Source organism: Microbacterium umsixpiens (genome assembly GCF_053543675.1).
The window spans coordinates 6,771-17,319 of sequence record NZ_JBLVOH010000047.1; the positions used below are offsets into that span (position 1 = coordinate 6,771).

The window sequence follows — 10,549 nt, forward strand, 5'->3', positions numbered from 1 at the left end:
GCCGCGTTCATCCCCGCTCCGCTCCTCCGTCCGCTCCCTGTCTCCAGGCATACTCCGTTTCGGGGCGACCTCGTGCGCCGCGACGTGCGGTGCGGAGCGCGACCCCCTCGGCGGTCAGATGCTCCAGGTAGCGCCGGGTCGCGACCCGCGAGAGCCCGAGGCGATCGGCGGCTTCGCGCGCGGACAGCGGTCCGTTCGCGCGGAGTGCCATCGAAACGTCGTTCAGCGAGCTCGCGGACAGACCTTTGGGCAGCGGGATCGCTCCGGTCGCACGGCCGAGCAGCGCGTCGATCTCCGCCTGCGTGGCCTGGCCCCTGGTCGACCGCGCCTGCTCCCGATGAACGCGATACTGCTCCATGCGCTCTCGGAACACCGAGAACGGGAACGGCTTGACGAGGTACTGGTGCACTCCGAGCGCCGCCATCTGTCGGACGCTCTCGGCATCGCGCACGCCGGTGATCGCGATCACATCCGTGGCGGCGGCGCGCGCACGAAGGCTGCGCAGCACATCGATCCCGGAGCCGTCCGGCATGGTGATGTCGAGGAGAACGAGGTCGAACGCGTCGGCACCGGGTTTCTTCAGCACGGCGTGCACCGCTGCGCGGGCACTGCTGCATTCCCCGGCGACGGTGAATCCATCGAGCCGGGCCACGTAGTCCCGGTGCAGTTCGAGGGTCAGGGCATCGTCGTCGACGATCAGCGTGCGGATCATGTCGGCGGCCTCCGAGACTGAGCGCGGGGGAGGACGACGCGGAACATCGTGGGGTCTTCACTCACCGTCACCGAACCGCTGGCACTCGTGACCACGGAGCGCACGAGCGCCAGTCCGATACCGCGGCCGTTCCCATCGGCGGGCTTCGTGGAGTAGCCCTGATCGAAGATCCGCTCCTGGAGGAGTGGTGGTATGCCGGGACCACTGTCCGACACCTCGAGCACGATTCCGCCGTCGTCACTCGGATGCAGCGACACCCGCACCCACCGATCGTCGGAGTCGGAGTCGGAGTCGGCGGCAGCGTCCATGGCGTTGTCCACGAGGTTGCCCAGCACGGAGACGGCGTCGACGGGCGACAGCGGCGTGCGGGGTGTATCGGGCTCGATGTGCACCCGCCAGTCGATGCCGCGCTCCTTGGCCTGCGAGGCCTTGCCGAGGAGCAGGGCACCGACGGCGGGATCGCCGTGACCCCGCGCGGTCACCTGATCCACGAGCGACTGGCTCTGTCGTGACGTCTCCGTGAGGATCTCGATCGCCTCGTCGCGGCGCCCGAGCTCGAGCAGCGCGACCGCGGCGTGCATGCGGTTCCCGTGCTCGTGCGTCTGCGCGCGCAGAGCCTCGCCCAGCGTGCGGATCGACTCGTACGACGACACGGCGTCGCGGAGCTGGCCGGGAGGGAGGTCGCCGGCGATGCGTCGGGTCACACGCCGGGCGATGACTGCCAGACCGACGCCGAGTGCGATGAGGCCGATCGTGATGCCGAGAGTGAGAGGCAAGCGGCGGATCAGGGTGTCGGTGATGGACTCGGTCGTCACCCCGGCGGCGACCCAGCCGATCAGGTCTCCGTCCGGCGTCGTGACCGGCGCGATCGTCCGGATCGAGGGACCGAGGGTCCCGGTGAACTCCTCCGTCAGCGTCCGGGATGTCGAGGGGATCGTGCCGAGGTAGATCCCGCCGATCTGGTCGTCGTCGGGGTGGGTGATCCGCGTGCCGTCCAGGGTCATGACGGTGATGAAGTCGAGCCCGGCGCCGGCGATCACTTCCAACGAGTAGGGCTCGAGCTCCCGGGTGGCCGCGGCGTGTTCGCTCGAACGCAGACCGTCGACGACGAGTGGGGAGGAGGCGAACGCGACTGCTGTGGCCGCCGTCACCCGCTCGGCCTCGGCACGGATCGATCGCTGCGCCTCGGCGACGAGGAAGACCGCCACGAGAGCGCCGATCACGACGGCCGCGACGAGCAGCACGACGAAGACGCGCGAGGCGGTGCTGCGGGCGCGGGAGGTGGGCGCCATCGCCTGCTCCGATCGTCGATGGTCAGGTGCCGTGACCAATACGACCACAACTCGCGCTGCGGCGGGAGGTGGATCACCGTGGGAACCGATCGGCGGTGCAGAAGCCGCCATTCGGACGAGGACGTCGACGATCGAGGAGGAAGCCGTGGCGCTCACAACGGGATTCGCACTGCCGAAGTTCAACTGGCGACGAGGGAAGCACGCGTGGGACCGGCACACCTGGCTGTATGTGTCCGTGCTGATCGCCGTCGTGCTCGGCGCGGCGGTCGGGCTCATCTGGCCGGAGGTGGGCCGAGGGTTCGAAGCGCTGGGCACCGGCTTCGTCGCCCTGATCAAGATGATGATCGCCCCGATCATCTTCTGCACGATCGTCGTGGGCGTCGGTTCCATCGCCAAAGCGGCCACGGTCGGCAAGATCGGCGGACTCGCGCTCCTCTACTTCATGGTGATGTCGACGTTCGCGCTGGCGATCGGACTCGTCGTCGGGAACATCATCCACCCGGGCGCGGGCCTCGATATGGCGTCTTCGACCTATGACGTGGTCGAGGCAGAGGCCAAGACGACGCAGGAGTTCATCCTCGGCATCATCCCGACCACGTTCTTCTCGGCCTTCACGGGGGAGAGCGTGCTGCAGGTGCTGTTCATCGCACTGCTCGTCGGTTTCGCGCTGCAGGGACTCGGCGAGCGCGGCGCCCCCATCATGGAGGCGGTCAAGCAGCTACAGAAGCTCGTCTTCCGCATCCTCGGGATGATTCTCTGGCTCGCACCGATCGGCGCGTTCGGAGCGATCGCCGCGGTGGTGGGCAAGACCGGTGTGGCGGCGATCTGGAGTCTCGGGACGCTGATGGTCGCGTTCTACATCACGTGCATCCTCTTCATCGTCGTGATCCTCGGTGTGATGCTGTGGGCGGTGACGCGGGTGAACATCTTCGCTCTCATGAAGTACCTCGCGCGCGAGTACCTGCTCATCGTCGGCACGTCCTCGTCGGAATCCGCCCTCCCTCGCCTGATCGCGAAGATGGAGTTCGTCGGCGTCTCCAAGCCCGTCGTCGGCATCACGGTGCCCACCGGGTACTCGTTCAACCTCGACGGAACGGCGATCTACCTGACGATGGCGTCGCTGTTCATCGCCACGGGGATGGGGCAGCCGATGTCGATCGGCGAACAGATCGGCCTGCTCGTGTTCATGATCATCGCCAGCAAGGGGGCTGCCGGAGTTACCGGTGCGGGGCTGGCGACACTCGCCGGGGGTCTGCAGGCGTATCGCCCCGACCTCGTCGACGGGGTGGGCGTGATCGTCGGCATCGACCGCTTCATGTCGGAGGGACGAGCTCTGACGAACTTCACCGGCAACGCCGTCGCGACCCTCCTGATCGGCACCTGGACGAAGCAGATCGACCGCGACCGCGTGCGACGGGTGCTGAGCGGCGAACTCCCCTTCGACGAGTCACTGCTCGACGGCGTCGACGCGCACGGGAATGCGGATGCACCGCAGGGCGCGGATGTGCAGGAACTGCGGGAGGCGGCAGTGACGGAGATGGCGGCGAAGGAGGAGCGGGCCAGGGCGCGAGCCGAACGCAGCTGACGAGCGGGTGAGGGATGCGGGAGTCCGGATGAACGGGCTCCCGCATCCGCGCGGTCAACCGCTCTTGCGTCGGAACTCGCGCCGGGTCTGCGGGGCGTTCGCACTGTGCACGGCGGAGTCGCCATCCAGGTGCGCCTCGCCCTGCCGGTGGTGCGCGTTCTTCTTCTCGAGCGCTTCCTTGAACTTGCGCTTCATCTCCTCAGAGGAGGAGGCGCCTTCTTCGGTGCTCATGCCCCGAGCCTAGAGCACCGGCTGCGGCAGGTCACCCTCTCGTGCCGCGCAGCACGCGATCGAGCAGTACTCCCAACCCCAGGGCGACGACGATCGACACCGGGACGGCGATCACCGGCCCGCCGGGCAGGATGGCGGCGATCGTGGCGCCCACTGCCGCCTGGTAGAGCGCCCAACCGGTCGCGGCGAGTGCGACCAGAGCGAGGTAGCGAGGTGGATGGATGCGCGACGCGCCGGCCACGAGGTTGATCGCCAGCCGGGCGAAGGGCACGAATCGGGCCGTGAAGAGCACGGTGGCCGTCCCCTTGTCCAACCGGTGCCGTGCCCAACCCAATGCCTGCTGCACCCGAGGCGCCCTCATCCACCGCCACCGATCGACGCCGACGGTCCGGCCGACCAGATAGCAGCAGGCGTCTCCCACGGTCGCGGCTGCCGCGGCGCAGACGACGACCGCCCAGAGCGGCGGGGCTCCGGTGGTCACCGCCAGCGCTCCGAGCGCGGTCACCGCGATCTCACCCGGCACGACGACGAAGAAGGCGTCCCCGAGCACGAGCAGGCCCATCAGTGCCAGGCTCCACGGCCCGGTGAGGGATTCGGCGAGCAGATCCGTCGTCACGTCGCCCACTGTGCCTGCAGAGAGTGAACGGGAACCAAAGAGCGCATAGCCGGTGGCCCGCCGTCCAGCATCCGGTGAACATCCGGTGCTGCGGGCGGTTTCCGACGCGTGCGCCCTCGATGCTCGGTCATCCTGAGGCTGTGAGAGTAGCGATCGTCACGGAGTCCTTCCTTCCGCACATGAACGGCGTCACCGGGTCGGTGCTGCAGATCCTGCGTCACCTCGAGCAACACGGCCACGGTGCCCACGTGATCGCCCCCGCCGCAGTCGGGATCCCCGGGGAGGTGCATGGGGTGTCGATCGAGGCGATCCCGAGCCTCGCTCTTCCGGGGTACCACAACGTCAGGGTCGGCACGTCGGGCGCTCCGCGCATCGCTGCGTCCCTGCGGCGTTTCCAGCCGGATGTCGTGCACCTCGCCTCGCCGTTCGCGCTCGGTTGGCGGGGGGTGCTCTCCGCCGAGCGGATCGGGGTCGCCAGCGTCGCCGCCTACCAGACCGACGTGGCGGCCTATACGGAGCGCTACCGGGTGGCCGCGGCCACGGGCATCGCCCAGACGCACATCGCGCGCCTGCATCGACGCGCGACCATGACGCTCGCTCCATCTGCGGACTCCGCTCAGCAGCTCGCCGCACTCGGGGTGGATCGTGTACGCCACTGGGGGAGGGGAGTCGACGCGGAACGCTTCCGACCGTCTCGTCGCAATCCCGGACTGCGCGCCGCGTGGGGTGCCGAGATCGTGATCGGATACGTCGGCCGCCTCGCCCCGGAGAAGCAGGTCGAAGACCTCGCCGCGCTCCGCGACCTCCCGGGTGCGCGCCTGGTGATCGTCGGAGACGGACCCAGCAGAGCACGGTTGGAGGGGCTGCTCCCGGATGCCGTGTTCCTCGGCCACCTCGACGGGTGTGCGCTCGCCGCGGCCATGGCGTCGTTCGACGTCTTCGTGCACCCCGGGGAGAGCGAGACGTTCGGGCAGACCCTGCAGGAGGCCCACGCCAGCGGGGTCCCGGTGATCGCGACCGGCCGCGGCGGTCCCCTCGATCTCGTTCGCATGGGTGTCGACGGCTGGCTGTACCGCCCCGGCGACCTCGGCGACCTGCGGATGCGAGTGGCCGATCTGGCAGGCGACGCGCGAAAGCGACGGGCGTTCGGAGAAGCCGGTCATGACGCGGTGCAGAGTCGCAGCTGGACGAGCGTGTGCGATCAGCTGCTCGGGCACTTCGAGGAGGCGCGCCTGCTGCAGCGGGTGGATGCGGCCTCCCGCGCTCGCCGCGTCACCCGGCCCGATTCCCCGCCGCCGGTGACCGCGCGTCGCTGGCGCCGTTTCGTCGCCCTGGGGGATTCGCTCACCGAGGGCCTGTGCGATCCCGCCCCGGATGGGGGCCTGCGTGGGTGGGCCGATCGGCTCGCGCTGCTGCTGGCCGCGCGGGGCGGGCTCCACTACGCGAACCTCGCGATCAGGTCGAAACGTGTGCGCGATGTGTCCGGATGGCAGGTGGACCGCGCGCTCGAACTGCATCCTGACCTCGTCTCGATCCTCATCGGCGCGAACGATCTCGTGAAGCATCGTGTCGACGTCGCAGCGCTCGCCGCGGAGGTGGAGCACGCTGTCGTGCGGCTGCGGGCGATCGGAGCGGACGTGCTGTTGGTCACCCCGTTCCTCCCGGGTCGTCGGGCGGCCGCCGTCTACACGCGGCGCTTCGCGGCGTTCGCGACGGCGTTGACGGGGATCGCGGCGCGGACGGGAGCGATCCTGATCGACACGGACCTGCATCCGGCACTGGCCGAGCGACCGAACTGGGGTGAGGATCTGGTGCATCTGAGCAGCCGGGGCCATCGCCTCCTGGCGTATCGAGCGGCCGAGATTCTGGGTGTTCCCGATGCGGATGCGCTGGGTATCCTCGATGCCGCCCTGCACGAGCACGAGCCGATCGGTGCGGGCGCGTGGTGGCGGCGACACGCCCTTCCCTGGGTCTGGCGCCGCCTGCACGGTCGCGCGGCGGGCGATGGTCGTGTGGCGAAGCATGAGGACTACGTCTATCTCGGGCGCTCGTCCGCGGCGCGGTGGGCGAACATCGGCTGATCCGCTCGGCGCAGCGCCGCGTCGACTCGTCGAGCCACCGCCGACGTGCGGAGGCGGTCAGCGCCGCCCCATGCCGTGATACTGCCAGCCCGCTGCACGCCAGGCCGCCGCATCGAGGCAGTTGCGTCCGTCGATGATGATCCGTCCGCGGACCAGACCGCCGGCGTGCGTGGGGGAGAGATCGCGACGGTACTCGTCCCACTCGGTCACGATCACGACCGCATCGGCTTCCCGAAGAGCATCATCGCGGTGTCGCGCATAGCCCAGCTGCGGATGCGCGGCAGCGGCGTTGTCGAGAGCGGCGGGGTCGGTCACGACGACGTCTGCGCCGAGCCCACGCAGACGAACGGCGACGTCGAGGGCGGGGCTGTCGCGGATGTCGTCGCTGAACGGCTTGAACGCGGCACCGAGTACAGCGATCCGACGTCCGAACACGAGCCCGCCCAGGGCGTCCACGACGAGCTGGACCGCCCGTTCGCGGCGCCGGAGGTTGATCGCGTCCACCTCGTGGAGGAACCCGACCGCTTCACCGCGACCCAGCTCCTCCGCACGCGCGGCGAATGCCCGGATGTCCTTCGGCAGGCAGCCGCCGCCGAAGCCGATGCCGGCGCCGAGGTAGCGCCGACCGATCCGCGAGTCGTGGCCGAGAGCGTCGGCGAGCAGCGCCACGTCGGCGCCGGAGGCCTCGGCGATCTCCGCCATCGCGTTGATGAACGAGATCTTGGTCGCGAGAAAGGCGTTCGCGGCGCCCTTCACCAGTTCCGCCGTGGCGAGGTCGGTGACCAGGAAGGGCGTCCCGGCCGCGACGGCCGCCGCGTAGACCTGGCGCAGCACCGCCACGGCGCGTGTGCCCGCGGAGTCCGTCTCGGCGCCGACCACGAGCCGGTCCGGTGTCAGCGTGTCGTGCACGGCCCACCCCTCGCGAAGGAACTCGGGGTTCCACACCACGGTCGCGCCCGAGTCGATGACGCGCGCAGCGAGCCGTGCGGCGGTGCCCACCGGCACGGTCGATTTCCCCGCGATCACGTCGCCGGCGTGGAGATGGGGGAGCAGTTCGTCGATCGCCGCATCGACGTAGCGGAGGTCGGCCGCGTGACCGCCGGGGATCTGCGGGGTGCCCACTGCGAGGAAGTGCACCTGCGCGCCCGCGGCATCCGCCATCCGACTGCTGAACTGGAGCCGACCGGATGCTCGTCCCTCGGCGAGCAGCTCCGTCAGTTGCGGTTCGAAGAACGGTGCGGATCCTGCGTCGAGTGCGGCCACCTTCCGTTCGTCGACGTCGATGCCGATGACGTCGTGTCCGATCGAGGCCATGGCTGCGGCGTGCACGGCACCGAGGTACCCGCAGCCGATCACTGACATGCGCATGGAGACAGCACAACGGACTCCCGCCACGGTGTGGCATCCGCGCGGTGAACGTTCCGTGGCCGGCGCCTGTCCACTCAGCGCTGCTGCGGCGACGTGGGTTTTGCGGAGTCCGCTGGTAGGGTGGATGAGGTTGACGTGTGTCAACCGCACAATCGAATATCGACTCATGGAGCGAGCGGCGGAGAAGCTGGTCCCCTGTGGTGGGTTCCTCGGCAGGACATGTCGGGTGGCTTTCTACTGGTGGCCAGCGCAGGCGACATTCGCGGGAATGCCCGCGCGCCCGAACCCTTCCGTTCCGCTCCTTTGAACACGCTCGCGCGTCACATGGACTCGCGAGTCTAAACAAAGAAGGAGAGACCTCTTGGAAGGTCCTGAAATCACCGCCACCGAGGCCGTTCTCGACAACGGCCGCTTCGGCACCCGCACCATCCGCTTCGAGACCGGCCGCCTCGCGCAGCAGGCTCAGGGCGCAGTCGCCGCGTACCTCGACGGCGAGACCATGCTCCTCTCGGCCACCAGCGCAGGCAAGCACCCGCGCGAGGGCTTCGACTTCTTCCCGCTGACGGTCGACGTCGAGGAGCGCTCCTACGCTGCCGGCAAGATCCCCGGCTCGTTCTTCCGTCGCGAGGGCCGTCCCTCCACGGAGGCGATCCTCGTCTGCCGTCTGATCGACCGTCCGCTGCGCCCGTCGTTCGTCGACGGCCTGCGCAACGAGGTCCAGGTCGTCATCACCGTCATGTCGATCGCTCCGGGCGAGTTCTACGACGCTCTCGCGATCAACGCCGCGTCGGCGTCCACGCAGATCTCGGGTCTTCCGTTCTCCGGCCCCGTCGCCGGTGTGCGCCTCGCGTTCATCCCGGGCAACGGCCAGAACGACGACCAGTGGGTCGCGTTCCCGACCGCTGAGCAGGTCTCGGAGGCCGTGTTCGACCTGATCGTCGCCGGTCGTGTCGTCACCAAGGCCGATGGCACGGAAGACGTCGCCATCATGATGGTCGAGGCCGAGGCGACCGAGGGCAGCTGGAACCTGATCAAGGCCGGCGCCACGAAGCCGAACGAAGAGGTCGTGGCCCAGGGCCTCGAGGCCTCGAAGCCGTTCATCGCTCAGCTCGTCAAGGCTCAGGCCGAGCTCGCTGCGACCGCATCGAAGGAGCCGGGCGTCTACCCGGTCTTCCCGGCGTACAGCCAGGAGGTCTACGACTTCGTCGCCGGCCGCTCCTACGACGAGCTCGTCGGTGTCTACCAGATCGCCGACAAGGTCGAGCGTCAGACCGCTGACGACGCGATCAAGGACCGCGTCAAGGCCGAGCTCATCGAGGCCACCGAGGCGGGTTCGCTCCCGGCTGCGGCTCCGCTCGAGTTCTCCGCGGCGTACAAGTCGGTCACCAAGAAGATCGTCCGTGGTCGCATCCTCACCGACGGCGCTCGCATCGACGGCCGTGGGCTCGCGGACATCCGCCCGCTCGACGCCGAGGTGCAGGTCATCCCGCGCGTGCACGGCTCCGCGGTCTTCCAGCGCGGCGAGACTCAGATCCTGGGCGTCACCACGCTGAACATGCTCAAGATGGAGCAGCAGATCGACTCGCTGTCGCCGGTCACGAGCAAGCGCTACATGCACCACTACAACTTCCCGCCCTACTCGACCGGTGAGACCGGCCGTGTCGGTTCGCCGAAGCGTCGCGAGATCGGGCACGGCTTCCTCGCTGAGCGCGCGCTCGTGCCGGTGCTGCCGAGCCGCGAGGAGTTCCCTTACGCGATCCGTCAGGTGTCCGAGGCGCTGAGCTCCAACGGCTCGACGTCGATGGGCTCCGTGTGCGCGTCGACCCTGTCGCTGCTGAACGCGGGTGTGCCGTTGCGCGCCCCCGTCGCCGGTATCGCGATGGGTCTCGTCTCCGACGAGGTCAACGGTGAGACCCGCTACGCGGCGCTGACCGACATCCTCGGCGCGGAAGACGCTCTCGGTGACATGGACTTCAAGGTCGCGGGAACGAGTGACTTCGTCACGGCGATCCAGCTCGACACGAAGCTCGACGGCATCCCGACGTCGGTGCTCACGGGCGCGCTGACGCAGGCTCGCGAGGCTCGCCTGACGATCCTCAACGTCCTGAACGCTGCGATCGACGCACCTGACGAGATGGCGCCCACCGCGCCGCGCGTCATCAGCGTGCAGATCCCGGTCGACAAGATCGGTGAACTGATCGGCCCGAAGGGCAAGACGATCAACGCGATCCAGGACGAGACCGGCGCGCAGATCTCCATCGAAGAGGACGGCACCGTCTACATCGGTGCGACCGACGGACCCGCGGCCGAGGCCGCTCGCGCCCAGGTCAACGCGATCGCCAACCCCACCAACCCGGAGATCGGGGAGCAGTTCCTCGGCACCGTCGTGAAGATCGCCACCTTCGGTGCGTTCATCTCGCTGCTCCCGGGCAAGGACGGTCTGCTGCACGTCACCGAGGTGCGCAAGCTCGCCGGTGGCAAGCGTGTGGAGAACGTCGACGACGTGCTGTCGGTGGGTCAGAAGATCCTCGTCAAGATCACGAAGATCGACGACCGCGGCAAGCTCTCGCTCGAGCCCGTTCTCGACGATGCTGCCGCCGCTGAGGCAGCGCCCGCCGAAGACGCGGCCGCCGAGTAAGCACAGAGATCGAACCGGAACCCCCG

8 protein-coding genes are annotated in these 10,549 nt (G+C 68.9%); 3 read left to right on the plus strand and 5 right to left on the minus strand.

All coding sequences use genetic code 11. The features are described 5' to 3' along the window. Positions 1–7: 7 nt before the first annotated feature. Both ACNPM4_RS05295 and ACNPM4_RS05300 read right to left on the minus strand, forming a co-directional pair. Positions 8–712: a response regulator gene (locus ACNPM4_RS05295; protein WP_448984951.1), complete on the minus strand. Its 705-nt coding sequence runs from the start codon at positions 710–712 to the stop codon at positions 8–10. Next, positions 709–2,004: a sensor histidine kinase gene (locus tag ACNPM4_RS05300; protein ID WP_448984952.1), complete on the minus strand. Its 1,296-nt coding sequence runs from the start codon at positions 2,002–2,004 to the stop codon at positions 709–711. The genes ACNPM4_RS05295 and ACNPM4_RS05300 overlap by 4 nt, the downstream gene beginning before the upstream one ends. Positions 2,005–2,149: 145 nt before the next feature. Here ACNPM4_RS05300 and ACNPM4_RS05305 point away from each other — a divergent pair, with 145 nt between their 5' ends. Beyond that, positions 2,150–3,589, plus strand: coding sequence for a cation:dicarboxylate symporter family transporter (locus ACNPM4_RS05305; RefSeq protein WP_372467004.1), 1,440 nt, complete (start codon positions 2,150–2,152; stop codon positions 3,587–3,589). 54 nt (positions 3,590–3,643) lie between these two features. Here the strand turns inward: ACNPM4_RS05305 and ACNPM4_RS05310 are convergent, their stop codons facing one another. Next, the gene (locus tag ACNPM4_RS05310; RefSeq protein ID WP_017830923.1) at positions 3,644–3,820 is read right to left on the minus strand and encodes a DUF5302 domain-containing protein; all 177 of its coding nucleotides are present in this window, start codon (positions 3,818–3,820) and stop codon (positions 3,644–3,646) included. Between the two features lie 31 nt (positions 3,821–3,851). Next, positions 3,852–4,436, minus strand: coding sequence for a DedA family protein (locus ACNPM4_RS05315; protein ID WP_448984953.1), 585 nt, complete (start codon positions 4,434–4,436; stop codon positions 3,852–3,854). A gap of 179 nt (positions 4,437–4,615) precedes the next feature. Here ACNPM4_RS05315 and ACNPM4_RS05320 point away from each other — a divergent pair, with 179 nt between their 5' ends. Beyond that, positions 4,616–6,517 carry a GDSL-type esterase/lipase family protein gene (locus ACNPM4_RS05320; RefSeq protein WP_448984955.1) on the plus strand — a complete coding sequence of 634 codons (1,902 nt, stop codon included), beginning with the start codon at positions 4,616–4,618 and terminating at the stop codon, positions 6,515–6,517. Between the two features lie 57 nt (positions 6,518–6,574). Here the strand turns inward: ACNPM4_RS05320 and ACNPM4_RS05325 are convergent, their stop codons facing one another. Next, positions 6,575–7,885: a UDP-glucose dehydrogenase family protein gene (locus ACNPM4_RS05325; RefSeq protein WP_448984957.1), complete on the minus strand. Its 1,311-nt coding sequence runs from the start codon at positions 7,883–7,885 to the stop codon at positions 6,575–6,577. 361 nt (positions 7,886–8,246) lie between these two features. Between ACNPM4_RS05325 and ACNPM4_RS05330 the strand changes: the two genes are divergently transcribed. Continuing rightward, positions 8,247–10,523: a polyribonucleotide nucleotidyltransferase gene (locus tag ACNPM4_RS05330; RefSeq protein ID WP_448984958.1), complete on the plus strand. Its 2,277-nt coding sequence runs from the start codon at positions 8,247–8,249 to the stop codon at positions 10,521–10,523. Positions 10,524–10,549: the final 26 nt, after the last annotated feature.

Excerpts from the sequence above, each read along its gene's own strand:
- ACNPM4_RS05295 (WP_448984951.1), bottom strand. The coding sequence starts at position 712 with ATGATCCGCACGCTGATCGTCGACGACGATGCCCTGACCCTCGAACTG.
- ACNPM4_RS05300 (WP_448984952.1), bottom strand. The coding sequence starts at position 2,004 with ATGGCGCCCACCTCCCGCGCCCGCAGCACCGCCTCGCGCGTCTTCGTC.
- ACNPM4_RS05310 (WP_017830923.1), bottom strand. The coding sequence starts at position 3,820 with ATGAGCACCGAAGAAGGCGCCTCCTCCTCTGAGGAGATGAAGCGCAAG.
- ACNPM4_RS05320 (WP_448984955.1), top strand. The coding sequence starts at position 4,616 with ATGAACGGCGTCACCGGGTCGGTGCTGCAGATCCTGCGTCACCTCGAG.
- ACNPM4_RS05325 (WP_448984957.1), bottom strand. The coding sequence starts at position 7,885 with ATGCGCATGTCAGTGATCGGCTGCGGGTACCTCGGTGCCGTGCACGCC.